Origin of the sequence: Herbidospora sp. NBRC 101105 (assembly GCF_030269205.1) — a bacterium.
Classification (GTDB): Bacteria; Actinomycetota; Actinomycetes; order Streptosporangiales; family Streptosporangiaceae; genus Herbidospora; species Herbidospora solisilvae.
Window position 1 is genome coordinate 27729 of sequence record NZ_BSSX01000003.1, and the last position, 25870, is coordinate 53598.

Below are 25870 nucleotides of genomic sequence, written 5' to 3' on the forward strand. Positions count from 1 at the left end.
GCGGCGCGGAGAGGCGGCGCGGAGAGGCGGCGCGGAGAGGCGGCGCGGAGAGGCGGCGCGGAGAGGCGGCGCGGAGAGGCGGCGCGGAGAGGCGGCGCGGAGAGGCGGCGCGGAGAGGCGGCGCGGAGAGGCGGCGCGGAGAGCGTGGCGAACATCCGGATGGGGCCAGCCGAACTCCAGCCAGCCCCACCGTGATGTTTCACGTGAAACTAAGCGCCTCGTGTGTAGCCGCGATCAGCGCATCGACATCATCCTCAGTCGTGTCGAAGGCGGTCACCCACCGCACGACTCCCCCAGCCCGATCCCAATGCCCGAACGTGAACCTCTCCATCAGGTACACGATCGCCTTCTCCGGCAGCACCGGAAACACTGCGTTCGACTGAACCTCGTACCGGAACTTCACCACCGAAGCCACCCCGTCAGCCAGCCGGTGTGCCATCGCATTGGCGTGCGAGGCGTTCCGCAGCCACAGGTCACCACGCAGCAGGGCGGTGATCTGAGGAGAGACGTACCGCATCTTCGACGCGAGCTGCATGCCCTGCTTACGAAGGAAGAGCGCCCCAGGCGCCAGCTCCGGCCGCAACACGATCAACGCCTCGGCCCCCAAGGCGCCGTTCTTGGTCGCACCATAGCTGAGGACGTCCACGCCGACCGCGGTCGTGATGTCAGCCAGGCCGCAGCCGAGTTCGGCGGCCGCATTGGCCAGCCTGGCTCCGTCCATGTGGAGGAACAGCCCGTTCTCGTGAACGACCTCCGCCAGCACCGCGATCTCTTCTGGCGTGTAGACCGTCCCGCACTCGGTCACCTGGGAGATGGACACCACCCGGGGCTGCGACAGGTGCTCGTTGCCCACCGCGCCGAGCTGGGCGAGCACGTCGCGCGGGCGGAGCTTCCCGTCATCCGTCGCGACGGTGAGCAGCTTCGTCCCGAGAACTCTCTCGGCCGCACCGGCCTCGTTGCCGTTGATGTGCGCGCTGGCCGGGCAGATCACCCCGTCGTAGGGCCGCAGCATCAACCCCAGCCCCACCACGTTGGCACCCGTCCCGTTGAACATGGCGTAACCCTGCGCCTGCTCCCCGAAGACCTCCCGGACGGCGTTCTCCATGTCGGCCGTCCAAGGATCGCTGCCGTAGGGAAGCGTGTCGCCCTCGTTGGCCGCCACGACCGCCGCCATCACCTCGGGATGAACCCCTGCGTGATTGTCACTACCAAAGCTTTTCGCATGAACCACCCGCCAAGCCTAGGTCAGCGCTCACTCACCCCGATCCCCAGGTCAGACCTGACCACGACCACAAGTGCAAAACGGAGTAACACCCTTGGATCTGCCGAAGCAATCAAGCCAACCGGTTGAGCGGTCCACGAGATGGCGATCACATTGCTCGGCCAGAGGACGCGGCAGGGGAGCACAGCATGGAGTTGGCGTGAGAACCGGGCGTGGGGAGATGTGAGCAGTGCTTGGTATGGCAGGCAGGCGTGGAAGCCCATCAAAGGCCCGATATGGAACCCCGGTACGGAGGCCCGGTACGGAGGCCCTGGAGCAACCGCAACGAGGCCGCGTCGGCTGACCGGCCTGCCCGACGACGCGGCCGAGACTATCCTGTCGGCTCCGGGCGGCCCGATGGTGTCGGTGCAGGTCAGGCATCTGGGCGGGGCCATCGCCCGGCCGTCGGACGACCACGGCGCGCACGGCCACATCGCCGAGCCCTACCTGCTCGGCCTGCTCGGGGTCGCCCCGGCCCCGCCGGTGGCCGAGGCGGTCAGGCGGCGGCAGGCGGAGATCTCCCGCGCGCTGGTGCCCCACACGACCGGCCGCAAGCCCTTCACCTACCTCGCGCCCGGCGAGCGGGCGGCGGCGGCGTTCCCGGCCGACACGCTGGCCCGGCTGCGGGAGATCAAGCGGCGGCGCGACCCCCACGGGACCTTCCGCGGCAACTACCCGGTGCTGGCGTAGCGGTCGAGGAGCTCGCGGCTGCGCCGCGTGAGGTGCGACCGCGCTTGCTACGGTGGCAGGTTGCGGGTGGCCGTCAGGGTTTGATAACGACCTTCTCGCAGTTGTCCTGCTTGTTCTTGAAGATCTCGAAGCCGCGTTCCGCCTCCTCGAGCGGCAGCGTGTGCGTGATGATCCGGGTCGGATCCAGCTCTCCCCTCTCGATGCGCCGCAGCAGCGGCTTCATGTAGCGCTGAACGTGGCACTGCCCGGTACGCAGGGTCAGCGACCGGTTCATCCACGCGCCGACCGGGAACTTGTCCACCAGGCCTCCGTAGACGCCGATCACCGACACCACGCCGCCGCTGCGGCACGACATGATCGCTTGGCGCAGCACGTGCGGGCGGTCGGTCTCCAACCGTACGGCCTGCTTGATCTGGTCGTAGGCGGCGATGTGGGCGCTGCCGTGGGTGGCCTCCAGGCCGACGGCGTCGATGCACTTGTCCGGTCCACGGCCGCCGGTCAGTTCGAGCAGCCGGGACCGTACGTCGACCTCCTCGAAGTTCACCGGCGTGTGGCCCGCCCGTTCGGCCATCTCCAGCCGGTAGGGCTCCTTGTCGATGGCGATGACCTTGGCGGCGCCGAGTACCCGGGCGCTGTCCATGGCGAACTGGCCGACCGGGCCGGCCCCCCACACGGCCACCACGTCGCTGGGCTGGATGTCGCACATCTCGGCGCCCATGTAGCCGGTGGGCAGGATGTCGGACAGGAACAGCACCTGCTCGTCGGCCACGTCCGACTCGATCTTCAGCGGGCCGACGTCCGCGAACGGCACCCGGGCGTACTGGGCCTGGCCGCCCGCGAAGCCGCCGGTCAGGTGCGAGTAGCCGAAGATCCCGGCGACCGGGTGGCCGAACAGCTTCTCCGCGATCCCGGCGTTGGGATTGGTGTTCTCGCAGCAGGAGTAGAGCTCGGCGGCGCAGGCGCCGCACGCGCCGCAGGCGATCGGGAACGGCACGACGACCCGGTCCCCGACGCGCAGCCGCCCCGGGTCGACGCCCGGGCCGACTTCGACCACCTCACCCATGAACTCGTGCCCCATGACGTCGCCGTCCTGCATCGTGGGCACGTATCCGTCGACCAGGTGCAGGTCCGAGCCGCAGATCGCGGTGGAGGTGATCCGGACGATGGCATCGCGCTTGTTCAGGATCGTCGGGTCCGGCACGTCACGGACCTCGACCTTGTTGCGGCCCGCCCAGGTGTTCGCCCTCATCGGTCGGCTCCCTTCGTGAGCTCGGATTCCGACAGTGGTTGCGCCGGACGCTGCGGGAACTCCTTGCGGGACTGCTTGCCCCACGGGGCGCCGTCGGACCGGACCACCTCGCCGGTCTCCATGATCTGCTTGAGTCGGCGCAGGTCGTCGTCGAGCTGCTGGTGCGGTTCCTCGCCGAAGTACTTGGCGACCGCTTTGCCGATCGTGCCGCCCGGAATGTCGTACACCAGGACGATGTGCACCTCGGTGCTCACCCCGTCCGGGGCCGGCACGAACCGGACGGTGCCGGCGTTCGGCACGTCGGCGTCGCCGGTCGACCGCCACGCGATCTTTTCGCCGGGCGTCTCGCCGACGATCTCCGCGTCCCACTCGATGTCCTTGCCGAACGGGGCGTTGGCGACCCAATGGCTCGTGCGGTCACCGGTGGTGCGGACCTCCTCGAGGTGTGCCATGAACGTCGGGAGGTTCTCCAGATCACGCCAGAACGCGTAGACCTCCGGTACGGGCTTGCGAATGGTCGTGGTGGCCGTCAGTTCCATGGATTCTCCCCCTGCGGACGCCTCGCACGACCAACAGGGAGCGCCCCCATGATCCCGACGACGACGCCGATGGCAACGACGAGCCGCCGCCGGATGCGCTACCCACGATGGGCGCTGGCCGGCCGAGCGAGATCAGATGTGCCGCGTCGTCCACGAGCCAAGGCGCGGCTTGTTCACGCTGGGCCTACCCCTCGAAATGCCACCCAACCCACAATCACCCCCGGCGAGCCGCGATCTCCAGCAATCCCCGGCAGAGCGCCCCCAGATCCTTACCGGCGGCCTCAGCGGCCATGGGCAGCAGCGAGGTCTCCGTCATCCCAGGAGCCACGTTCACCTCAAGGAACCACGGCTTCCCGTCACCATCGACGATCAGGTCCGTCCGAGACACATCCCGCAGCCCCAACGCCGAGTGCGCCGCCACCGCCATGGCCTCACAGGCCGCCCGCGCCTCATCCCCCAGCCGCGCGGGCGCGAAGAACTCCGTCCGCCCCGCCGTATACCGAGCCGCGTAGTCATAAGCTCCACCGTCAGGCACGATCTCGACCGGAGGCAGCGCCACCGGACCCTCCCCCAGGTCCACCACCGATACGGCCACTTCCACGCCTTCGATGTACGCCTCGATCAGCGCCGTGTCCCCATAGGCGAAACACCCCACCATCGCCGCAGGCAGTTCCTCGGCCGACCGCACGATCGACGCCCCCAGCGCCGACCCCCCACGCGAAGGCTTCACGAAGAGCGGCAGCCCAAGGGAGTCGACGATCCGCGACAGCACCGCGGAAGCCCCCAGGTCATGAAAAGTCTCCTTGGGGAGCGACACGGAGTCCGGCGTGTTCAAGCCCCACGACCGCACCACGGCCTTCGCCGTCGGCTTGTCGAAGGCCACCCGGCAGGCGTCGGGCGCCGCCCCGACGTAAGGCACCCCGAGGAGCTCCAGGACGGTTCTGATGGCGCCGTCTTCCCCCGCGCCGCCGTGCAGGGTCACGAACACGGCGGTCGGCCGGTCGGCGAGCACGGAGGGGACCAGGGAGGAGTCGGTGTCGCGGGTCTCCACGTCGACACCCTGGGCACGCAGGACTTCGGCCACCCGTCGTCCGGACCGGATGGAGACCTCCCGCTCGTAGGACAGTCCTCCTGCCAGTACGAGCACGTGCCCGAGATCGCTCATAGCCCGGCCTTTCTCCGATTCCTGTACGGCTAGCCCGAACAGGCTAGCCGTACAGAGGATCAGGCGAGGTCTGGACCGGGTGTGTCCACCCCGGAGTGACCGCCCCGGGAGCGGGTGCCGAACATCTCGACCGTGCGGAGCTCTTCCTCGATGACGCCGGCGAGCCGCCGGACGCCTTCGCGGATGCGGTCGGGCTGCGGGTAGCAGTACGACAGCCGCATGTGCCTTGATCCCGAGCCGTCGGCGTAGAAGCCCGTGCCGGGGACGAAGGCGACGCGTTTGTCCACAGCCTGGGGAAGCATGGCCTTCGAGTTGAGGCCCTCGGGGAGGGTCATCCACACGAAGAAGCCGCCGGCCGGCTTCGTCCAGGTGCAGCCCTCGGGCATCAGCGTCTCCAGGGCGCCGAGGAGGGCGTCGCGGCGTTCGCGGTAGAGCTCGCGGAAGGTCTTGATCTGCTCGCGCCACGGCTGGGTCGCCAGGTATTGGCCGACGGCCAGCTGGGTGAACGTCGAGTGGGACAACACGGCCGACTCCATGGCCAGCACGAGCTTCTGGCGGATCGCGTGGGGCGCCAGGGCCCAGCCGACCCGGAAGCCCGGGGCCAGGGTCTTGGAGAACGACCCCAGGTAGACCACCCCGTCGGGGTCGTCGGCGCGCAGGGCGCGGAGCGGCTCGCCGTCGAAGCCGAGCATGCCGTAGGGGTTGTCCTCCACGACCAGGATTCCGGCCTTCTGGCAGATCTCCAGGACCTGGCGGCGGCGGACCAGGTTCAGGGTCACGCCGGCCGGGTTCTGGAAGGTCGGGATCGTGTAGAGGAACTTGATGCGCTGGCCGGAGGCCTGGAGCGCGTAGATCGTCTGGGCCAGGGACTCGGGAATGAGGCCCTGGTCGTCCATGGCGATGTGGACGACCTTGGCCTGGTAGGCCGAGAAGGTGCCCAGGGCGCCGACGTAGGACGGACCTTCGGCGAGGACGATGTCGCCGGGGTCGACGAAGATGCGGGTGATCAGATCGAGCGCCTGCTGCGAGCCCACCGTGACGACGACGTCGTCGGCGCCCGCGTCGATGCCCTCCATGCGCATGACCTCGCAGATCTGCTCGCGCAGTGCGGGGTCACCCTGGCCCGAGCCGTACTGGAGCGCTTCGGGACCGCGGCGGTTGACGAGGTCGGCGACCAGTTCGCCGACCACGTCGAGGGGGAGCGCCGTGACGTAGGGCATGCCGCCGGCCAGCGAGACCACTTCGGGACGCGAGGCGACGGCGAACAGAGCTCGGATCTCGGAGGCGACCATCCCGGTAGCTCGTGCGGCGTACCGATCGACGTAGGCATCGATGCGTGACCCGTGGGTCGCGGGTGTCCGACCGTGATCCGTCTCATTCGTCACGGTCCACCTCCGTTTCATAGGCGTTAATTCAGAGGGTAAGGCAGTCGGGTGAACGGACCGCAATCGGTATCAGCATGAGAGAAGCGCCGCGTGCTGCGCGCCGAATTCCAGTTCGGACCGGGAGCACCGGCTACTATTCCAGCAAAACTGCCGGGACCAATGCCGGGAATAGGGGCGTCACGTGTCGCGTCGGCTGGCCAGCATCACGCTCGACAATCTTGATGACCTGCCGCGCAGGTGTCGTAATTGCGTGTTCTGGGAGCTTGACCCCATGGGGGGCGAGCGGGCCGCCCAGGCCGGTGATCCCGGCTTGGAGAAGGAGGCCTGGGTCTCCGCCACGCTGCTGGAATGGGGTTCCTGCGGCAAGATCGCTTATGTCGACGGGGTGGCCGCGGGCTTCGTCCTGTACGCGCCGCCGCTCTACGTGCCGAGATCGGTGGCTTTTCCGACGTCGCCGGTGAGTTCCGACGCCGTTCTGCTGATGACGGCCCACATCATTCCGGAGTTCTCCGGCGGCGGGCTCGGGCGCATGCTCGTGCAGGGTGTGGCGAAAGATCTCACCCGCCGGGGCGTACGCGCCATCGAGGCCTTCGGCGACCTGAAATGGGAGCAGGCGGGGGCGTGTGTGATGCCGGCCGACTATCTGCTGTCGGTGGGCTTCAAGACCGTCCGGCCGCACCTGCGGTTCCCCCGCCTGCGGCTGGAACTGAAGACGGCCGTCTCGTGGCGTGAGGACGTCGAGGTGGCCCTCGAACGGCTCCTCGGCTCCATGAGCCCCGAACGGGCTCTGCGGCCCGTCTGAAACGATCTGAGGGCCGTACAGCCCAAACAGAAAGCCCTCCCCGGAGGGAGGGCTTCCGAAACTAGATCACGCCGTCGAGTTCGCGGAGCAGCATGGCCTTCGGCTTGGCGCCGATGATCTGCTTGACGACCTCGCCGCCCTTGTAGACGTTCATCGTCGGGATCTGCAGGATGCCGTAGTCACGCGCGATGTCGGGGTTCTCGTCGATGTTGAGCTTCACGACGGTCAGCTTGTCGGCGTGCTCGTTCGCGATCTCCTGGAGGATCGGCGCGACCTGGCGGCACGGCCCGCACCACTCGGCCCAGAAGTCGACGATGACCGGCTTGTCGCTCTGCAGGACCTCGGACGCGAAGTCCTTGGTGGTGACGTTCTTGACGGTGCCCACGATGGCTCTCCTTGTGTTGGTTTGAAACTATTCCTGGTCGGTGAGCCAGCGTTCCGCGTCGAGCGACGCGGCGCAGCCCGTGCCCGCCGCGGTGATGGCCTGGCGGTAGGTGTGGTCGACGACGTCGCCACAGGCGAACACGCCGGGGATGTTGGTCTTGGTGGTGGGCGACTCGACCTTGATGTAGCCCTCGTCGTCGAGGTCGATCTGGCCCGCCACGATCGTGCTGCGCGGGTCGTGGCCGATCGCCAGGAACAGGCCGGTCGCGTCGAGGGTCGACTCCTCGCCCGTCTTGACGTTGCGGACCCGCACGCCGGAGACCTTGGCGTCGCCCAGCACGTCGACGACCTCGCTGTCCCAGAGGAAGCGGATCTTCTCGTTGTTGAACGCCCGCTCCTGCATGATCTTGCTGGCGCGCAGCTCGTCGCGGCGGTGCACGACGGTGACCGACCGGGCGAACCGGGTCAGGAAGGTGGCCTCCTCCATGGCGGTGTCGCCGCCGCCGACGACCACGATGTCCTGGTCGCGGAAGAAGAAGCCGTCACACGTGGCACACCACGAGACGCCCTTGCCGGACAGCCGCTTCTCGTTGACCAGGCCGAGCTCGCGGTAGCCGGAGCCGGTGGCCAGGATGACGGCCTTGGCGTAGTAGGTGTCGGTGTAGGTCTTGACGACCTTGGGGTTGGCGTTCAGGTCGACCTCGACGACGTCGTCGGCGACCAGTTCGGCGCCGAACCGCTCGGCCTGCTTGCGCAGGTTGTCCATGAGGTCGGGGCCCATGATGCCGTCGGGGAACCCGGGGAAGTTCTCCACGTCGGTGGTGTTCATGAGGGCGCCGCCGGCGGTCACCGAGCCCTCGAAGACGAGTGGACGTAGATCGGCGCGGGCGGAATAGACGGCCGCCGTGTAGCCGGCCGGGCCCGACCCGATGATGATCACGTTACGGACGTCGCTCAACGCTCTGCCTCTCATTTCCTGTCTGCACGGGCGTCAACAGATCCTAGGCGTCGGCGATTCCCGCCACACATGACGAAGGCCCCGCGGTATTCCACGGGGCCCTGGTCGGTCGGGACTAGTTCCAGGTCGCGAGACCCTCGGGACGCAGACTGTGGCAGTTGGGGCCGACCACGACCACGCGGACCGCGTTGATCGTCTTGTCCTCCCAGAAGGCCATGATGGTGGCGTCCTGGCCGTTGTAGAAGGCCCGGTCGACGGCTATCGGCTGGCGGTCGAGCTCGTTGGCCTTGCGGGCCACACACTTGTCGGTCTGCTCGTCGCTGTTGCTGCCGGTGCCGGGCTCGGGACCGAAGTAGCCGAGCAGCGGCCCGTTGAGCTCGCGCGAGGTGTAGTTGTGCCCGCTGGCCCGGACGGCCCACGCGGACTCCGCCGTCTTCAGCGGCGACTTCTCGGGCGAGACGGCGGGTCCGGCCACGGGCGCCACGGCCCCGCCGTCACCCGATCCGGACGCCACGAGCTGCGTGGCCAGGCCGACCCCGCCGAACACCACGGCGGCAGCGGCGGCGGCCGCGACCGGCATCGCCCACGCGCGGCCACGGCGGGCCTTGGTCCTCTTCCCGGACGCGCCCAGCGGCACCACGGGCGCGATCTCGACCACGGGCTCGGCGGGCTGCTCCCAGGGCGAGTCCCTCATGATCTCGTCCCAGTCGGGCGTCTCGACGAGGCGGAGGCCGCCCCGCTCCGCCTCGGCCTCAAGGGCCCGGTCGATGCGCATCGCCACGCCCAGCGGCATCGCGGTCACCGGGACGGCGGAGAGGAGTTCGCGAACGGCGGCCAGACCGGCGAGGCTCTCCCCGCAGGCGTCGCAGATCGCGAGATGCGACCGGACCTCCAGGGCCGTCGCGTCGTCGAGGAGGCCCTCGGCGAGCTCGGCCAGGATCTCCAGGTCGTAGTGCGTGTCACCCGTCACGAAGTTGTGCTCCCTTCGGGGATGAGACGCGAGTGAGGTCGGATCGGTTCCGCAGATGCGAAAGAATCGGGGCAAGTTTGGCGCGCCCCCGCGCACATCGACTCTTCACCGTTCCGGCCGGAACGTCCAGTACGGCGGCGGCGTCCTCGACCGAGTAGCCCATCATGTCGACGAGCACCAGAGCGGCCCTCTGATCGGCCGGCAGCAGCTTCAGCGCGGCCGTGACCTCGAGAGACACCTCGCGCTCGGCGGTCTGGTCGGGCAGCGGCATGTCGCGCTCGGCGGCCTCGATGAGCTCGTCGTCGGCGACCGGGCGGACCGATTTCCGGCGCATACGGTCAAGACAGGCGTTCACCACGATGCGGTGCAGCCACGTGGTGACGGCGGCGTCGCCCCGGAAGCTCTCGGCCTTGCGGTAGGCGGACACGAAGGCGTCCTGGACCGCGTCGGCGGCTTCGTCGGGGTCGCCGAGCGTCCGGAGCGCGACGGCCCACATGCGGTCGCGGTGGCGCTTGACGATCTCGCTGAACGCCGTGGTGTCGCCCTCGATGTGACGGGTCAGCAAATCGGCATCACTCAGCGCCGGCCGACCGGAGAGGTCGGTCGGTGGGGGAATGTCTGGCGGCGAGGTCACTGGTCTGCCGATCCCGAGGGGTTCACGTGCACGATGGTGCCACCATACTTCCCTCTGGGAACGGCAAAGTGCGTAAACCAGATCAAACCAGCCTGGTCATTCCTTGACGCCCATCAGCTTCACGTCGCGGATCATGGTCCGGAAGCCGTTGTTGTGCGGGGGCAGTTCGGTGAACCAGACGAGCAGGTAGCGGGTGGGCGACGAGCCGTTCAGGTCGAAGGTGACCTTGCCGCTGACGTTCTCGCGGGTGAGGAAGGTCTTCAGGCCGTCGGGCTCGGGAGAGGCGCCGGTACGCAGCTCGACCGTCCCGCCGGAGCCGCCGAAGTCGATCACCGCCTGGGTCAGCCGGGTCTCCTTGCCCAGGTCGAGCAGCAGGCCGACGCCCTCTTTCAGGCGGCCGAAGTCGGGGCCGCCGTAGGTCTCGGAGTGCCAGTCGGTGGTGGCCGAGCCGTCGATGGCCAGGGCGGCCAGCTCGTTGCGCTCCTCGCCGTCGCCGAGCGGGTCGAAGCCGGTCGCCCCGGAGATCTTGACCTCGACGGGCTTGCCGGCGGCCTGGCCCTCTTCACCGGCCGTGGCGCTCGGGGCGGCGGTGGGGACGGCGGGCTCGGTGCCCAGGCTCTTGCCGAGCGTCCAGGCGCCGACGCCGACCACGACCATGGCCAGCAGCACCACGACGGTCAGCACGAACCGCGACAACGCGGGGGAGCGGCGCGGCGCCGGGCGGTGGATCATCGGCGGCATCGGCGGCCGGCCGATGGTGTCGACCGGCTCGGAGCGCAGCTCGACGGCCGGGGGCAGGGTCGAGACCGAGGCGGGGGCCGGGCGGGGCACCTCGGCCAGGGCCTCGGCGACCTCCATCGGGGAGTCCATCGGCTCGACCGACTTGCGCAGCCCGAGGATGCGCGAGGTGATCGTGTCGAGGTAGTTCGGCACGCCCGCGGTGACCTGGCGCGGGGTGCAGTAGTGGTCGTCGTCGACCGGGGCCTCGGGCAGGCCGCAGTCGTCGTCGGGCGAGGGCCAGTGGCCGGTGAGGGCGGCGTACAGGAGACGGCCGAGGCCCTCGGCGTCGGCCTGGGCGCGTTCCTCCTCGGTCAGCCCCTCGGCGGCGTCGAGGATCGCGGCGTCGACGCCGACCCCGAGGACCTTCACGGTGTTCCCGGAGGTCCACATCAGCCGGTTGGGGGTGAGGTTCAGGTGGGCCAGGCCGTGTTCGTGGGCGTGGGCGATGGCCTCGGCGGCCTCGGCGACCAGGGCCGCGCCGCGCTCGGCCTCAAGCGGGCCGGCCGACAGCAGGTCGAGCAGCGACTCGCCGGAGACCCACTCGCTGACGACGTAGGCGACGCCGTCTTCGTCGGCGGCGTCGAAGACCTGGGTGAGCCGGGGGTCGGTGAGCCGGGAGGCGGCCCGTGCGGCGATCACGACCTCGTGCTGACGTTCGAAGTCAGGCGAGAACGTGTGCACGGCCACCGGCCGCGCCAGCACCTCGTCGATGGCCTTCCAGAAGGTGGCCCCGGACGACTCGTTCACCCGGTCTTCCAGCCGGAATCGATCAGCGAGACGGGTTCCGGGTTCGACAGTGGACATACTCACGCCGCCGCTCCCAAGAACGGCAGCCGACTCCGGGTGGATCCGCCCACACCTGCTCGCTTCCGCTCGACCTGCCTCTGTGGCGCACCATGCTAGTGCCGCGCCGGTCTTGCCCGCCTTCCCCTTCGGAGTCGCATCAACCGGACCTTAAGCCCCGTTGGCACGGAAACCGTTAGCGTCCTACCCGTCTCGTCACCATTCCAATGATGGACCGCACTTCCTGGACGCCCAGCCGGTGCGCGAGAGCGAGGTAGACGCCGAGCGCGAGACCACCGCCGACGACGAGCACGACCAGCGAGCTGAGCACGCTCACCTCGGTGATCCGCACGCTCCCCCACAACACCGCCAGCGCCACGAGGGCGGCCGGGATCGCCGCGAGGTACATGCGCATCAGCCCCGAGGCGACGGCCCGCCCGCCGAGTCCGCCGACCCGCCGCGACGCCAGCACCCACGTGAGGACGCACGCCAGAACGTACGTCACTGTGAACGAACCCGCCAAACCCATGACAACCAGCTCGGGCGGGACAGTGAAGTACAAAGTAAGACCGATCGCCGCGTTGACCAGGACGTTCGCCCCCGCGATCACCGCCGGGGTGCGGGTGTCGCCGAAACTGTAGAAAACCCGCAGCAGCAACTGGAAGACCGAGAACGGCACCAGCGCCAGACCGAACACCTGGAGCACGTTGCCGACGTAGATCGCCTGCTCGACCGAGACCGCGCCCCGGCCGAAGATCAGCACCGTCACCGAGGGGCCGAGCACCATCAGCAGCAGCCCGGCGGGCACGATCAGGGCGCTGACGGTCCGCACCCCGCCCGCGAACTCCTGACGGGCCGAGGCGAAGTCCTTGTCGTGCACGAACCGGCTCAGCCGGGGGAGCAGGGCGGTGATCACGGAGACCGCGATGATCCCGTACGGCAGCTGGAAGAGCTGGAAGGCGTAGGAGTAGGGCGTGAGGCCCCGGCCGTGCACGCCCTCCTCCGCGGCGGCGGCGCCGGCTCCGACGGCCAGGTTGGTGGTGATCACGAAGCCGACCTGGTTGATCACCGTGAAGGCCAGCGCGCCCGCGCCGAGCCGGGCCATCTCCCCCAGGCCCGCGTTGCGCAGGTCGAACCTCGGCCGGAACCGCACCCCGGCCCGCAGCAGGGCGACGACCAGCACGAACGCCTGGGCCACGATGCCGGCCGTGGTGCCGAGCCCGAGCAGCACCAGATCGACATGGGTGACCTGGCCGATCTCCGACGGGCCGCCGCTCAGCAGGTAGGCCGCCGCGACGCCGATGACCACGACGTTGTTGAGCACCGGGGCCCACATCGGGGCGGCGAACCGGTCGCGGGCGTTGAGGATGGCCCCGGCCACGGCGCCCACGCCGAAGAAGGCGATCTGGGGGAGGATGAACTGCGCCATCGTCACGGCCGCGGTGACGCCCTCGGGGGGCAGCTTGTCGGCGTACAGGAGCACGAGGGGGCGGGCCAGCACGACAGCGACGATCGCGACGGCGGTGAGGCCGAGGGCGGCGATGGTCAGCAGCCGCTGTTCGTAGGCGGCTCCCCCGTCGGCGTCGGTCTTCTGCCGCCGCACGATCGCCGGCACCACCACGCTGCTCAGCACGCCGGTGATCAGCAGGTCGAGCAGCACGAAGGGGATCGTGTAGGCCACGTTGTAGGCGTCGCCGAGGATCTTCACGCCGATGGCCGAGGCCAGGACGGCGGTCCGGAGGAAACCGGTCACACGGGAGACCAGCGTGCCCGCCGCCATGATCGCGCTCGCGCGCAGCATCCGGCTCATCGATCAGCTCCTTGATCCACCCGGCCTACAGCGAGACGAGGCTACGCCCCCTGGGGCTCCTCCTGCTCCACGGGCATCTGCACGGGCGCCGGGAAGACGGGGTCCTTGCGCTGATGGCGGCGCAGCAGCCGCATGACGACGGCGGCCAGCATGATGGTCACCGCCACGCCGACGATCACCAGGGCGATGCCGGTGTAGCCGGTGGCGGAGATGACGATCTCGGTCGGCTTGCCGTACTTGCGGCCGTCGGCGGTCAGCAGCTGCACGTCGAAGGCGGCCTTGCCGTGGTCGGCGGGCACCACGACGGGGATCTCGTAGGTGCCGGCCTTCCCGGCCTGGACTTCGGCCTGCTTCTCGACGAACACCCCGCCGCGGGCCTCGACCTGGAGCTGGTCGGGATCGCGCGACCTGACCTCGAGGTTGAACTTCACGTTCTCGCGGAGCGTGTTGCGCACCGTCACCAGGATGCGGCCGTTGGTGCCGGCCACCGCGAACGGGTCGTCGGCGCCGACGATGAAGACCCGGTCCATCTGCTTGGTGATCGCCGAGTTGAGCTGCCTGGCGAACGCGGGCGCCTTCTTGCCGCCCCGCCACGACGCCGAGGTCAGCCGCAGCACCGCCCGGTCGTAGGTGCGCTGCCCGCTCGTCGGCAGCGCCATCGCGACCTCGGCGGTCCGGGCCAGCCGGCGGACCCCGCTCATGTACGACTTGGGCAACTCCGCCTGCCGCGCCTGCGGCGGATAGACCAGGTCGCCCACGGAGGCGTTCTTGGCCGGCCTGATCGAGGCCAGCGGCACGTCGCGCACCCACGGCAGCGGCTTGAGCAGCGCGGCCATGAAGGTCGGGTCGGGGTTCCACAGGTGGTTCGACGGCATCGCGATCAGCGGCGCGGCCCGGTTGGCCGTGAGCCCGTTCATCGCGGTCTCGGCGATGTAGCGCTGCCGGGCCGCCACGGTCGCCCCGGCCGCCCGGCCGTCGGTGCCGAGCAGCCCACTGAGCACCGGATCGGCCGTCTGCACGATCACCGGCCCGCTCACCGTGTCGACCACCCCGGCCGAGCCGGCCAGCGCCGCGGTCGCCTGGGGCGGCACCGCGGCCTGGGCCAGCAGCACCGTGTCGACGCCGTTGACGGCCAGCGCGTCGAGGGTGTCGCGGTCGATCACCCCGCCGACCGGCCAGATCGTGGACGTGGTCGCCGACCCCACCTTGAGGAGCTGGTTGGTGGCGAACGAGCCGACCAGGAGCGCCGTGGGGGTGGTCGTGTCGAGCCCGTTGTGGACGATCGCGCCGAGGTCGGCGTCGGCGTAGGGCATCGCCATGACGGGGTTGTCGGCCAGTGCCGACCGCAGGGAGGTCACCCATTCGGCACCCTGGGCCACGGCCTCCTTGGCGGCGCCGTCGAGGTAGTAGGGCCGCGACACCCGCTGGGCGTCGTCGAGCACCGAGCCGTCGACGAACCAGGTGGCGGTCTCGTCGGTCGCGGTGGCCAGCGCGAGCAGGTTGTTGAGGCGGCCGTCGCCGAACAGGTCGTCGTCGACGAACGTCTGGTCGTCGGCCCGCTTCGGCTGCGCGGTCAGCGGAAGGGCCAGCGCGAGCCGGGTCGGCTTCACGGCCGTGCCCTTGGGGACGTACGTGAGGAAGGTGCGCTCGACGCCCACGACCTGCTCGGTGGCGGCGTCGACGGCCTCCACCTCCAGCGGGTAGACGCCAGGCTGGGAGATGCTGAGCTCGGCCGGTGACAGGGAGAGCGTGAACGGCAGCTTGCCCGACCCGTCGACCTGGGTCGCCTGCACCTTCGTCCGCCACGAGTTCGTGAAGACCGTCTGGCCGGTGACGTAGGAGGCGATGTCGGCGCGGGAGGTGAAGGGGCGTCCGGCGGCGTATCTGATCTGGACGCGGACGAAGCTCTGCGGGGTGCCGGTGACGGCGCCGGCGATGGTGATCGTCTGGTCGGGCCGGGTGGGGGACTCGGGGCTGAACTCACTCAGCGTGACCGGGTCGGCCGCACGCGCGGTGGCCGCCGCCGCTGTGGGGGCCGCCGGGATCGCCAGGCCCGCACCGGCGAGCAGAAAGGCGAACAAGACGGGACCGAGGCGACGCACGCCCTGAATGCTATAGGCCCCGGCCATATGGCCGCTGTCAGCTTGCCAGGCCGTGACCGGCGAGCTCCACGGGCTTTCCCGAGGCCAGAGGGAAGAGATGCACAGCGCGTAGTCGCAGCGCTGTCATGCGTTCACCCGTCGCGGTGTGCACGAACACGTCGGGATCGGTGGCGTCGACCAGCCGCCGGTCGATCAGCAGGGTGAGCTTCTCGGGCAGCAGCAGCGGGCACACCAGCCCGGCCGCGTAGTCGGTGACCGCGTTGACCGTGTAGGAGGAGGCGGGCCTGACCCGTTCGGCGCCTAACGCGGCGGCGATCACACTGGGCCGTGGTCTGCGCGCCACCGAGCTGATGACCGCGACGGGTTCGCGGCAACCGCGGGTGGTCACCTCGAACACGGTGACGGTCACGCAGGTCTCGGGCGGGACTCCCAGCACCTCGGGCAGCTCGTCGGCGGAAGTCAGGACGCGCGGAAGCCGTACGATTTCATGGTGGATTTGACGGGCGAGGAGCCAGCGATGGATCGCGAGGGCGTCCTGCATGTGGTCTGCTCCTTTTCGCGGCCCCCGACAGATCTGCACTGAACGTAGCCTGCTGATCGCCATAGGTGTATTAGCCCAGTGGCACCTGTTCCGTAACCGAAGGACCTACCCAGCTTGTCCCCTACAAACCCGATAGAGAACGCTCTGGCCGACCTGCTCCGCCGGATCGAACCCGTCGCCCACGAACTGGGCGACCTGTTCGCCAAACACGGCCACGAGCTGGCCCTCGTGGGCGGGCCGGTGCGCGACGTGCTGCTCGGCCGGTCGGGCGCCGACCTCGACTTCACCACCGACGCACGACCTGAACGCGTTCTGGAGATCGTGCGCGACTGGGGCGACGCCATCTGGACGATCGGCATCGACTTCGGCACGGTCGGCGTACGCAAGGGCGACTGGCAGCTAGAGATCACCACCTACCGCAGCGAGTCGTACGACCCCAAGTCGCGCAAGCCCGAGGTCGTCTACGGCGACACGCTCGAAGCCGACCTGGCCCGGCGTGACTTCGCGGTCAACGCGATGGCCGTCCGGCTGCCGAGCCGGGAGTTCGTCGACCCTCACGGGGGCCTGGGCGACCTGGCCCGCAAGGTGCTGCGCACGCCCGGCACGCCGGAGCAGTCGTTCGACGACGACCCGCTGCGCATGCTGCGCGCGGCCCGGTTCGCCTCGCAGCTCGGGTTCACCGTCGACCCCGACGCGCTCAGGGCGATGACCGAGATGGCCGACCGCATCGAGATCGTCTCGGCCGAGCGCATCCAGGCCGAGCTCGACAAGCTGATCTGCGGCGCCCACCCGCGCGAGGGCCTGAGCATCCTGGTCGAGACGGGCCTGGCCGACCACGTCCTGCCCGAGCTGCCCAAGCTGCGGCTGGAGATCGACGAGCACCACCGTCACAAGGACGTCTACGAGCACACGCTGATCGTGCTCGACCAGGCCATCGCCCAGGAGGTCGGCGGCCCCGACCGGGTGCTGCGCTGGGCCGCGCTGCTCCACGACATCGGCAAGCCCAAGACCCGCAGGAACGAGCCCGGCAACCGGGTCTCCTTCCACCACCACGAGGTCGTCGGCGCCCAGATGGCCAAGCGCCGCCTGACCGCCCTGCGGTTCCCCAAGGAGGTGACCTCCGACGTCGCCCGCCTGGTCGAGCTGCACCTGCGCTTCCACGGCTACGGCACCGGCGAGTGGACCGACAGCGCGGTCCGCCGCTACGTCCGCGACGCCGACCACCTGCTCGACCGGCTCCACAAGCTGACCAGAGCCGACTGCACCACCCGCAACAAGCGCAAGGCCGCCGCCCTGGCCCGCACCTACGACCATCTGGAAGAGCGCATCGCCAAGCTGGCCGAAGAGGAGGAGCTGGCCAAGATCCGGCCCGAGCTCGACGGCAACGAGATCCAGGAGATCCTGGGCATCCCGCCGGGCCCGATGATCGGCAGGGCCTACAAGTTCCTGCTCGACCTGCGGATGGACGAGGGCGTGCTGGGCAAGGACGTCGCCCGCGCCCGCCTGCTGGAGTGGGCGGCCGCGCAGTGAACCTGGCCGGGCTCGACGCCAAGCACGTCTGGCACCCCTACGCGACCGTGCCGCCCGCCGTGCCCACCCACGTGGTGGAGAGCGCCGAAGGGGTGCGCCTCAGGCTCGCCGACGGCCGCGAGGTCATCGACGGCATGTCGTCGTGGTGGGCGGCCATCCACGGCTACCGGGTGCCCGAGATCGACGCCGCGATCACCGGCCAGCTCGGCCGGATGGCCCATGTCATGTTCGGCGGGCTCACCCACGAGCCGGCGATCCTGCTGGCCGAGCGGCTGGCCGCGATGACCGGCTACGAGAAGGTCTTCCTGGCCGACTCGGGCAGCGTCGCGGTCGAGGTCGCGATCAAGATGGCCGTCCAGGCGACCGGGAAGCGCCGGCTGCTGACGGTCAGGGGCGGCTACCACGGCGACACGTTCGGCTGCATGTCGGTCTGCGACCCGGTCAACGGGATGCACCACGTCTTCTCCGGCGCGGTGGCCGAGCAGGTCTTCGCGCCGGTGCCGCCGCTGGGCTACGACGCCCCGGTCGACCCGGCCTACCTCGACGAGGTCGACCGGCTGGCGGGCGATCCCGCGGTCGGCGCGATGATCCTGGAGCCGGTCGTCCAGGGGGCCGGCGGGATGCGGTTCTACAACCCGGCCTACTTGCGGGCGTTCCGGGAGATCTGCGACCGCCACGGCCTGCTGCTGATCGCCGACGAGATCGCCACCGGCTTCGGCCGCTCGGGCGCCCTCTTCGGCTGCGACCACGCCGGGATCAGGGCCGACATCGTCACCGTGGGCAAGGCCCTGACCGGCGGCTACCTCACCATGGCCGCCACCCTCACCACGCCCGAGATCGCCGAGCGCATCGGGCTGCTGATGCACGGGCCGACGTACATGGGCAACCCGCTGGCCGCCGCCGCGGCCGGCGCCTCGCTTGACCTGCTGGCCGCCCGCCCGTGGCGCGCGGAGGTCGCCCTCATCGAGGAGACCCTGCGCAAGGGCCTGGCTCCGGCGCAGGCCTCGGTGGCCGACGTACGCGTCCTCGGCGCCATCGGCGTCGTCGAGTGTCACCGGCCGGTCGACATGAAGAAGGCGCAGGACGCCGCGCTCGACCACGGCGTCTGGCTGCGCCCCTTCGGAAAGCTCGTCTACGCGATGCCGCCCTACGCCTGCACCCAGGCGGAGGTGGCGACCATCGCCGCGGCGATGGTCGCGGCGGCTACGGCTTGACGGTGAGCGGCTCCGCCTGCCGGACGACCGGAAGCACGGCCAGCCGGTAGGCCCCCGCCGCCACCAGGTAGAGCACGGTGATCAGGGTCAGCACGAAGAACGACCGGCCGTCGGGCGGCAGCAGCAGGGCCGAGATCGAGACGCCGGCCACCATCATGCCGTTGAACAGCAGGTCGTAGATCGAGAAGACCCGCCCCCGGTAGGCGTCGGCGATGCCGCGCTGGACGACGACGTCGGTGCAGATCTTGCCGCTCTGGCCCAGCACGCCGGTGACGAATCCGGTGATCAGGAAGCCCCACTGCTGGAACGGCGCGCACAGCAGGAACTCCAGCACCCCGCACACGGCCAGGCTGATCGGGATCCACGTCTCGATGCGAAAGCGCTGGGTCGCCCAGGGCGTCAGGAACGCCGCCGCGAAGTAGCCCAGACCCGAGGTGGCCACCACGCCGCTGAGCGCCATGAGCCCGAGCTCGGCGTCGGTGGTGAAGTAGTAGCGGTAGAGCATCAGCACCATGCCGAGCGACATGCCGTAGAGGACCCGGTGGGCGGCCATGCTCCCGAGGGCCGCAGCGGGGCCGCGCCGATGCGCGATGTAGCGGACGCCGTCGACCAGCCCGCTGAGGACGTGACGCACGGCGTCGCGGGCCTGTGGCCGGTCGGGGTCGAACGACGGCCCGAGCAGTTGCCGGCTCATCTGACGGGCGATCAGCGCGCTGGAGGCGAAGATCACGCCGGAGATGACCAGGATCCCGGCCGTGCCGAGGTGTTCGGGCCCGAAGAGCCACCGGAGCCCGAAGCCGATGCCCGCCCCCACGAACGTCACGACGGTCCCGGAGGTCGGCGTGACCGCGTTCGCGATCATGAGCGTGTCCTTGGGCACGACGTGGGGCAGGGAGGCCCCCAGCGCCGCGAGGAAGAACCGGTTGACGCCGAGCACGCCGAACGCCGTGGCGTAGAAGATCCAGTCGGGGGCCTGCACCGCGACGACGATCGCGGACAGGAACAGCAGGACGGCTCTGACCAGCGGGCCGATGACCAGGATCTGCCGCCGCGACCATCGGTCGATGAACACCCCGGCGAAGGGCCCGATGATCGAGTAGGGCAGCAGAAGCACCGCGAACGCGGCCGCGACGTCGGCGACCGACGTCTGCTTCTCGGGACTGAAGAAGGCGTATCCGGCGACCGCGAGCTGGAAGATCCCGTCGGAGAACTGCGAGACCAGGCGGGTGCCGAAAAGCCGTCGGAAGTCCCTGCCTCGCAGCACGACACGAAGATCTGAGACGTAGGACACGCCCGTCAGCCTACGCGTGGCCCGAGCCTGGGACATCAGGGTCATCCCGGATAGGGCAGAACCGGAACGGAAGAGACCGTAGTCTCATTGCGTGACGAACGATGAACACGTCGTGCTTGTTGACCCGGCGGGCAACGCGGTGGGCACCGCCCCCAAGTCCTCGGTCCACGGCACGCACACCCCCCTGCACATGGCCTTCTCCAGCTACGTCTTCGACGCGTCGGGCAACGTGCTGCTCACCCGCCGCGCCGACCACAAGATCACCTGGCCCGGGGTGCTGACCAACAGCTGCTGTGGTCACCCGCTGCCCGGTGAGGGTCTTCCGTCGGCGGTGATTCGCCGGCTGTCCCATGAGCTTTCGCTGACCGTTTCCTCGGTCGACCTGCTGCTGCCCCGCTTCTCCTACCGCGCGGTCATGCCCGACGGCACGGTCGAGCACGAACTGTGCCCGGTCTACCGCGCCCTGGTGGGCGAGGAGCCGACGGCCAACCCCGACGAGGTCGGCAGCGTCCTGTGGATGCCGTGGAAGGAGTTCTCCGACCGGGTGCTGGCGGGCGAGCTGGAGATCTCGCCGTGGGCGACCGAGCAGCTCCCCCAGCTCGTCGCCCTCGGTCCCGACCCCCTCACGTGGCCGGTGGCCGACCCGGGGGAGCTTCCCGCGGCCGTACGCGACCTGTAGAAAGCCGAGGGGCCCCGGGAAGTCCCGGGGCCCCTCGACTGTGGTCTAGCGCTCGACCTCGCCGCGGATGAACTTCTCCACCGCGTCGCGGGCGTCGTCGTCGGAGTACTGCTCCGGCGGCGACTTCATGAAGTAGGAGGACGCCGACAGGATCGGCCCGCCGATGCCCCTGTCGAGGGCGATCTTGGCGGCCCTGACCGCGTCGATGATGACGCCGGCGGAGTTGGGCGAGTCCCACACCTCGAGCTTGTATTCGAGGTTGAGCGGGGTGTCGCCGAACGAGCGGCCTTCGAGGCGCACATAGGCCCACTTGCGGTCGTCGAGCCACGGCACGTGGTCGGACGGGCCGATGTGCACGTCGGCCTTGGCCATCTCGTGCGGGATCTGCGAGGTGACCGACTGGGTCTTGGAGATCTTCTTCGACTGGAGGCGCTTGCGCTCCAGCATGTTCATGAAGTCCATGTTCCCGCCGAAGTTGAGCTGGTAGGTGCGCAGCAACTCGACCCCGCGGTCTTCGAACAGCTTGGCCATCACGCGGTGGGTGATGGTGGCGCCGACCTGCGACTTGATGTCGTCGCCGACGATCGGCACGCCGGCCTCGGTGAACTTCTCGGCCCACTCGGGGTCGGAGGCGATGAAGACCGGCAGCGCGTTGACGAACGCCACCTTGGCGTCGATGGCGCACTGGGCGTAGAACCGGTCGGCCTCTTCCGAGCCCACCGGCAGGTAGGAGACGAGCACGTCGACGCGGGCGTCCTTGAGCACCTGGACCACGTCGACCGGCTGGTCGTCGGACTCCTGGATGATCTCGCGGTAGTACTCCCCGAGACCGTCGAAGGTGTGCCCACGCTGGACGGTCACGCCGAGCGGCGGCACGTCGCAGATCTGGATGGTGTTGTTCTCGGACGCGACGATCGCCTCCGAGAGGTCACGGCCGACCTTCTTCGCGTCAACGTCGAACGCGGCCACGAACTCGACATCACCGACGTGGTAGTCGCCGAACTGGACGTGCATGAGGCCCGGCACACGGATGGCCGGGTCGGCGTCCTTGTAGTAGTGGACGCCCTGCACCAGTGAGGCGGCGCAGTTCCCCACACCTACGATGGCTACGCGCACCGAACCCATCGCACTCGCTCCTTTGGATCGTTATTCACCGGAATCGGGACGATCGCCCCGTTCTGATTGGTTTTTATCGGCGGCTTGCGCCCGTTCAGTGTTGATCAACTCGTTGAGCCAGCGGACCTCACGTTCCACCGACTCCAGGCCGTGCCGCTGCAGCTCAAGGGTGTAGCTGTCGAGCCGCTCACGGGTCCGGGCCAGGGCCGTGCGGACGTTTTCCATTCGTTCCTCCAGGCGGCTGCGCCGCCCTTCGAGGATCCGCAGGCGCACTTCGGCCTCCGTGTGACGGAAGAATGCGAAGTGGATGCCGAAGCTCTCGTCCTCCCAGGAAGAGGGACCCGCCTGGGTCAGCAACTCCTGGAGCCGTTCCTTGCCCTCGGCGGTGAGCTTGTAGACGATCTTCGATCGGCGGCCGAGGACCACGTCGTCCGGCGGCTCCTCCTCGACGATCAGGCCGTCGGTGAGCAAACCCTTCAAACACGGGTAGAGCGAGCCGTAGGAGAACGCGCGGAACATCCCGAGCAGGGTGTTGAGGCGCTTGCGCAGCTCGTAACCGTGCAGCGGGTTCTCGTGGAGTGAGCCGAGGACGGCGAGCTCCAGGACCCCGCTTCTGGACCCGGTCACTGGAACCACCTCCCGCGCGCTCCGGAGTATTCATGGCTGATGTATCGAGCTGATACATCAGCAGGATACGTCGGCTCGCTATAGCGTGCAACGCGAGGTGCCGTCTACCCGGCGGAGCGGTCAACGGTTGGGCACGATTTGGCAAAGGGACGTAATCTTGCGCACATGTGGTCACAGCGGACGGGAGTGGCAGGAGGGTCGATGCGGCCCGGAACCATGCCCGCACGCTGGGTAAAAGCCCGGTCAGCAAGGGCCCCGATGGCCCATGAATCCGGCGAATACCCCGACGGGGCGCCGGAGACCTGTCAAGGTTGTGACCGGAACCGTCTGGTGGTCTCGTACGTCCTCGGGACAGACGCCGAGTAGACGTCGACGAGCATTCCCACGAACTTTGACGAGGACGCGTGAGTAACAGCAGCTATGGCCCGGGACAGACGGGCGGCCCCGCGGAGGGTGCCGGTCGTGGGCCCCGACCTGGGCGGCGCCGTCGCTCGCCCGAAGAATCGGCTCCCCCTCAGGCGCCGCAGGCACCGCCGCGACAGCCGGTGACCGGTGGCTGGGGCGCGCCACCCGCGCAGCCCCCCGCCTCCCGGCCCGGCCCGCCCGGCCGCCGGCAGGAGGCCGCCTTCGAGGACACCGCCTCCATGGGCGCCGTCCCCCCGCCCGCAGGCCCCCGCCAGCCGGGCCCCGGTCAGCCGGGCACCGGCCAGATGGGTCAGCCCACCCGCATAGGCCGCCCACCAGGCGGGCCGGGTGGACCCGGCGGAAACCTGCCCTTTCCGCAGGGCCCGCGGCCTGCCGCTCCTCCCGGCGCCACGGGCGCCCTCCAGCGCCCCGCCGAGGGTGAGGCGACCCAGATGATGGGCGCGGGCGCCAGTGCCGGTGGCGGTCGCCGCCGCCGGGGCGGTCCGCCCCAGGCCCTGCCCGGAGGCGGGCCCGGCGGCCCCGGCGGTCCGAAGGGGCCCGACGACTTCGACGACGATGACGACGAGCCGCGCCGCCGCACCGGCTGGCGCCGCTTCGTGCCGAGCTGGAAGATCGTCGTGGCCGGTGTCACGGTGGTCGTCGCCGGCGTGTTCGGGATGATCGCGATCGCGTACGCGAACACCCCCGTCCCCGACAAGAACGACGCGCAGGCCGAGGCGCTGGCCCAGGGCTCCACCGTCTACTACTCCGACGGCAAGACCCCGATCGCCCACCTGGGCACCAAGCGCATCATCGTCGACATCTCCAAGATCTCCCCCTTGCTGCAGGACGCGGTCATCGCGATCGAGAACGACACCTTCCGCGAGGACTCGGGCATCTCCATCCCGGCCATGTTCCGGTCGGTGTGGATGACCGCCACCGGCCAGCAGCTCCAGGGCGCCTCGACGATCACCCAGCAGATGGCCCGCAACTACTACGACGGGCTGAGCCAGGACGTCTCGGTCAAGCGAAAGGTCATGGAGATCTTCGTCGCGGTGAAGATCAACAAGACCATGGAGAAGGACGAGATCCTCGAGCAGTACCTGAACACCATCAACTTCGGCCGGGCCTACGGCATCGAGGCCGCCGCGCAGGCCTACTTCGGCAAGAAGATGACCGCCGCCAAGCTCGACGTGAACCAGGCGGCCTACCTGGCGGCCCGGGTGCAGACCCCGAGCTGGTCGGCCGACGAGCCCGCGCTCCAGTCGCGCTTCAAGGACGTCGTCAACGCGATGGCCAAGCTCGACCCGGCCAAGTACGGCAACCTGCCGCAGACCGCCAAGTTCCCCAAGACCATCAAAGACCCCAACCTCAACGAGATGGGCGGTCTGAAGGGCTACATGGTCTCGGTGGCCATGCACGAGCTCAAGGAGCGCGGCGTCAAGGAAGACGCCATCCAGAGCGGCGGCTACAAGATCGTCACGACCTTCGACAAGCGGCTGATGCAGACGGCCCAGAAGGTCGTCAAGAACGTCATGCGCAGCGTGCCCAACAGCCGCGAGGTGCACGCCAGCCTGGCGGCCGTCGACCCGACCAACGGCCGGGTGATCGCCTTCTACGGCGGCGACGACTACGTCAAGGACAACTGGAACGAGCCCTTCGACTCGGCCAAGCAGGCCGCGTCGGCGTTCAAGCCCTACGTGCTGGCCGCCTGGCTCGACGCCGGCTACAGCCTGAACAGCTGGCTGCCCGGCAGCAAGACCGTGCCGGAGGTCATCCCCGGCCAGGCCGTCGGCGGTTTCAAGAACGACCACGGCGGGCCGTCGGCGGTCAACGCGATCACCGCGACCTCGGCCTCGGTCAACACCGCGTACGTCTCGATGGCCTACAAGCTCGACCAGGACGCCGGGAAGATCGGCGAACTCGACCCTGTCAAGCAGATCGTGCTCGACGCCGGGTTCTCCGAAGCCCGTATGACCAAGGACATCGAGGAGCACCACTACCAGTTCTCGATCGGCTCGGCCCCCGTCACCGCGGTGGAGCAGGCCGCCGGCTACTCGATCTTCGCCAACGCCGGCAAGCACGTGAACTACCACGTGATCAAGGGCGTCTACCAGGGCAAGGAGCTCGTCCACCCCGAGCGCAAGTCGGTCAAGCAGGTCATCACGCCCGAGGCCTCCGCCGACGCGGTCGTCGCGCTGGAGGAGGTCCTCAAGTCCGGCACGGCCGGCGGCCAGGGCATCGGCCGCCCAGCCGGCGGCAAGACCGGCACCAACAACGAGGAGAAGGAGGCCTGGTTCGTCGGGTTCACCCCCCAGGTCTCCACCGCCGTCGGCATGTACCGCGAACAGTGCCGCACCAAGTCGGGCAAGGTCGTGCCCCCGGTGAACGCCCGCTGCCCCTGGTGGAAGGGCAAGTCGCCGGAGAAGGGCGACCCCAAGTTCACGATGACCAACCCGTACAGCACCCCCTACGAGGTGTCGCTCGGCTTCGCGGGTGCCAGCTTCCCCACCCGCATCTGGCGGGAGTTCATGCTGGAGGCCCACAAGAACAAGCCGGTCGCGCAGTTCCCGCCCAAGGCCGGGACCGGCGCCCCGCAGGACATCGTGCCCAGCCCGACCCCGACGCCCAAGCCCGAGGAGGAGGTCGTCGAGGAGCCGACCCTTCCGTGGGAGGACGACGGCGGCCCCGGCGAGAGCGAGTGCTTCCCCGGTGCGCCGGAGTGCGAGGTCGACATCCCCGACGCGGGCGGCGAGGTTCCCTTCGATCCGTTCAGCTCGCCGGTGACGCCGACCCAGCCGCAGGCGCCTCCGGCGCAGTCTCGCGAATCCGCCCGATAGACAAGTGACGGGGTGTCGCAGGTACAGTGCGACACCCCGACACCTGATCGAATGGCCTCATGATGACCCGGACGACAGAAGCCCCCGGGCCGCGCGCGGCGGTCGTGAACGGACT

At 69.4% G+C, this 25870-nt stretch carries 22 protein-coding genes; 6 read left to right on the forward strand and 16 right to left on the reverse strand.

Annotated features, from left to right (window positions below):
- Positions 1-199: 199 nt before the first annotated feature.
- On the reverse strand, positions 200-1231 hold the full coding sequence (locus QSK34_RS13920) for a threonine aldolase family protein (RefSeq protein ID WP_285584077.1): 1032 nt from the start codon (positions 1229-1231) through the stop codon (positions 200-202).
- A gap of 387 nt (positions 1232-1618) precedes the next feature.
- Between QSK34_RS13920 and QSK34_RS13925 the strand changes: the two genes are divergently transcribed.
- Positions 1619-1951, forward strand: a complete 333-nt coding sequence (locus QSK34_RS13925; RefSeq protein ID WP_285584079.1) for a hypothetical protein — start codon at positions 1619-1621, stop codon at positions 1949-1951.
- A 73-nt stretch (positions 1952-2024) separates the two neighbouring features.
- On the opposite strand, the gene QSK34_RS13930 is transcribed toward QSK34_RS13925, so the two are convergent.
- The 4 genes from QSK34_RS13930 to QSK34_RS13945 all read right to left on the reverse strand — a co-directional run bounded on the left by QSK34_RS13930 (position 2025) and on the right by QSK34_RS13945 (position 6307).
- Positions 2025-3200 (reverse strand): zinc-dependent alcohol dehydrogenase, encoded by a 1176-nt coding sequence (locus QSK34_RS13930; protein WP_285584081.1) that lies wholly within the window; start codon positions 3198-3200, stop codon positions 2025-2027.
- Positions 3197-3739 carry an SRPBCC family protein gene (locus tag QSK34_RS13935; RefSeq protein ID WP_161480683.1) on the reverse strand — a complete coding sequence of 181 codons (543 nt, stop codon included), beginning with the start codon at positions 3737-3739 and terminating at the stop codon, positions 3197-3199. The genes QSK34_RS13930 and QSK34_RS13935 overlap by 4 nt, the downstream gene beginning before the upstream one ends.
- A 214-nt stretch (positions 3740-3953) precedes the next feature.
- Positions 3954-4904 carry a D-alanine--D-alanine ligase family protein gene (locus QSK34_RS13940; RefSeq protein WP_161480684.1) on the reverse strand — a complete coding sequence of 317 codons (951 nt, stop codon included), beginning with the start codon at positions 4902-4904 and terminating at the stop codon, positions 3954-3956.
- A gap of 59 nt (positions 4905-4963) precedes the next feature.
- Positions 4964-6307, reverse strand: coding sequence for an aminotransferase-like domain-containing protein (locus QSK34_RS13945; protein WP_161480685.1), 1344 nt, complete (start codon positions 6305-6307; stop codon positions 4964-4966).
- Between the two features lie 232 nt (positions 6308-6539).
- On the opposite strand from QSK34_RS13945, the gene QSK34_RS13950 reads away from it, so the two are divergent.
- The gene (locus QSK34_RS13950) at positions 6540-7091 is read left to right on the forward strand and encodes a GNAT family N-acetyltransferase (RefSeq protein ID WP_231515424.1); all 552 of its coding nucleotides are present in this window, start codon (positions 6540-6542) and stop codon (positions 7089-7091) included.
- A 61-nt stretch (positions 7092-7152) separates the two neighbouring features.
- On the opposite strand, the gene trxA is transcribed toward QSK34_RS13950, so the two are convergent.
- From trxA to QSK34_RS13990, 8 genes are all read right to left on the reverse strand, one after another.
- On the reverse strand, positions 7153-7476 hold the full coding sequence (trxA, locus tag QSK34_RS13955) for a thioredoxin (protein ID WP_030452614.1): 324 nt from the start codon (positions 7474-7476) through the stop codon (positions 7153-7155).
- Between the two features lie 27 nt (positions 7477-7503).
- Positions 7504-8433, reverse strand: coding sequence for a thioredoxin-disulfide reductase (trxB, locus tag QSK34_RS13960; RefSeq protein ID WP_030452615.1), 930 nt, complete (start codon positions 8431-8433; stop codon positions 7504-7506).
- 115 nt (positions 8434-8548) lie between these two features.
- Positions 8549-9403 (reverse strand): RsmA family anti-sigma factor, encoded by an 855-nt coding sequence (locus QSK34_RS13965; protein WP_285584090.1) that lies wholly within the window; start codon positions 9401-9403, stop codon positions 8549-8551.
- On the reverse strand, positions 9393-10037 hold the full coding sequence (sigM, locus tag QSK34_RS13970) for an RNA polymerase sigma factor SigM (RefSeq protein ID WP_161480688.1): 645 nt from the start codon (positions 10035-10037) through the stop codon (positions 9393-9395). Before sigM ends, QSK34_RS13965 begins: the two co-directional genes overlap by 11 nt.
- 96 nt (positions 10038-10133) lie before the next feature.
- Positions 10134-11564, reverse strand: a complete 1431-nt coding sequence (locus QSK34_RS13975; protein WP_285584092.1) for a protein kinase family protein — start codon at positions 11562-11564, stop codon at positions 10134-10136.
- 232 nt (positions 11565-11796) lie between these two features.
- On the reverse strand, positions 11797-13410 hold the full coding sequence (murJ, locus tag QSK34_RS13980; protein ID WP_285584094.1) for a murein biosynthesis integral membrane protein MurJ: 1614 nt from the start codon (positions 13408-13410) through the stop codon (positions 11797-11799).
- A 41-nt stretch (positions 13411-13451) separates the two neighbouring features.
- Positions 13452-15512 carry a DUF6049 family protein gene (locus QSK34_RS13985; protein ID WP_285584096.1) on the reverse strand — a complete coding sequence of 687 codons (2061 nt, stop codon included), beginning with the start codon at positions 15510-15512 and terminating at the stop codon, positions 13452-13454.
- 37 nt (positions 15513-15549) lie between these two features.
- Complete coding sequence (locus QSK34_RS13990; protein WP_030452621.1) at positions 15550-16053, reverse strand: YbaK/EbsC family protein; 504 nt, start codon at positions 16051-16053, stop codon at positions 15550-15552.
- Between the two features lie 114 nt (positions 16054-16167).
- Between QSK34_RS13990 and QSK34_RS13995 the strand changes: the two genes are divergently transcribed.
- Together QSK34_RS13995 and QSK34_RS14000 are read left to right on the forward strand one after the other, a co-directional pair.
- The gene (locus tag QSK34_RS13995; RefSeq protein WP_030452622.1) at positions 16168-17583 is read left to right on the forward strand and encodes a CCA tRNA nucleotidyltransferase; all 1416 of its coding nucleotides are present in this window, start codon (positions 16168-16170) and stop codon (positions 17581-17583) included.
- Positions 17565-18797, forward strand: coding sequence for an adenosylmethionine--8-amino-7-oxononanoate transaminase (locus QSK34_RS14000; protein ID WP_285584100.1), 1233 nt, complete (start codon positions 17565-17567; stop codon positions 18795-18797). Before QSK34_RS13995 ends, QSK34_RS14000 begins: the two co-directional genes overlap by 19 nt.
- On the opposite strand, the gene QSK34_RS14005 is transcribed toward QSK34_RS14000, so the two are convergent.
- Positions 18787-20088: an MFS transporter gene (locus tag QSK34_RS14005; RefSeq protein ID WP_285584102.1), complete on the reverse strand. Its 1302-nt coding sequence runs from the start codon at positions 20086-20088 to the stop codon at positions 18787-18789. The two genes, QSK34_RS14000 and QSK34_RS14005, sit on opposite strands and share 11 nt — an antisense overlap.
- A gap of 91 nt (positions 20089-20179) precedes the next feature.
- Between QSK34_RS14005 and idi the strand changes: the two genes are divergently transcribed.
- Positions 20180-20767, forward strand: coding sequence for an isopentenyl-diphosphate Delta-isomerase (gene idi, locus QSK34_RS14010; RefSeq protein ID WP_030452625.1), 588 nt, complete (start codon positions 20180-20182; stop codon positions 20765-20767).
- A gap of 45 nt (positions 20768-20812) precedes the next feature.
- Here the strand turns inward: idi and QSK34_RS14015 are convergent, their stop codons facing one another.
- Together QSK34_RS14015 and QSK34_RS14020 are read right to left on the reverse strand one after the other, a co-directional pair.
- Positions 20813-21892, reverse strand: a complete 1080-nt coding sequence (locus QSK34_RS14015; protein WP_030452626.1) for an inositol-3-phosphate synthase — start codon at positions 21890-21892, stop codon at positions 20813-20815.
- Positions 21893-21913: 21 nt separating this feature from the next.
- Positions 21914-22510, reverse strand: a complete 597-nt coding sequence (locus QSK34_RS14020) for a PadR family transcriptional regulator (protein WP_030452627.1) — start codon at positions 22508-22510, stop codon at positions 21914-21916.
- A 545-nt stretch (positions 22511-23055) separates the two neighbouring features.
- On the opposite strand from QSK34_RS14020, the gene QSK34_RS14025 reads away from it, so the two are divergent.
- Positions 23056-25755 carry a transglycosylase domain-containing protein gene (locus QSK34_RS14025; protein WP_285584107.1) on the forward strand — a complete coding sequence of 900 codons (2700 nt, stop codon included), beginning with the start codon at positions 23056-23058 and terminating at the stop codon, positions 25753-25755.
- Positions 25756-25870: the final 115 nt, after the last annotated feature.

Bases quoted from the DNA above. Each gene is read 5' to 3' on its own strand.
- QSK34_RS13925 (WP_285584079.1), top strand. From the start codon at position 1,619: ATGGTGTCGGTGCAGGTCAGGCATCTGGGCGGGGCCATCGCCCGGCCG.
- QSK34_RS14015 (WP_030452626.1), bottom strand. From the start codon at position 21,892: ATGGGTTCGGTGCGCGTAGCCATCGTAGGTGTGGGGAACTGCGCCGCC.
- QSK34_RS13945 (WP_161480685.1), bottom strand. From the start codon at position 6,307: ATGAAACGGAGGTGGACCGTGACGAATGAGACGGATCACGGTCGGACA.
- QSK34_RS13990 (WP_030452621.1), bottom strand. From the start codon at position 16,053: ATGCAGGACGCCCTCGCGATCCATCGCTGGCTCCTCGCCCGTCAAATC.
- QSK34_RS13930 (WP_285584081.1), bottom strand. From the start codon at position 3,200: ATGAGGGCGAACACCTGGGCGGGCCGCAACAAGGTCGAGGTCCGTGAC.
- QSK34_RS13940 (WP_161480684.1), bottom strand. From the start codon at position 4,904: ATGAGCGATCTCGGGCACGTGCTCGTACTGGCAGGAGGACTGTCCTAC.
- QSK34_RS13935 (WP_161480683.1), bottom strand. From the start codon at position 3,739: ATGGAACTGACGGCCACCACGACCATTCGCAAGCCCGTACCGGAGGTC.
- murJ (WP_285584094.1), bottom strand. From the start codon at position 13,410: ATGAGCCGGATGCTGCGCGCGAGCGCGATCATGGCGGCGGGCACGCTG.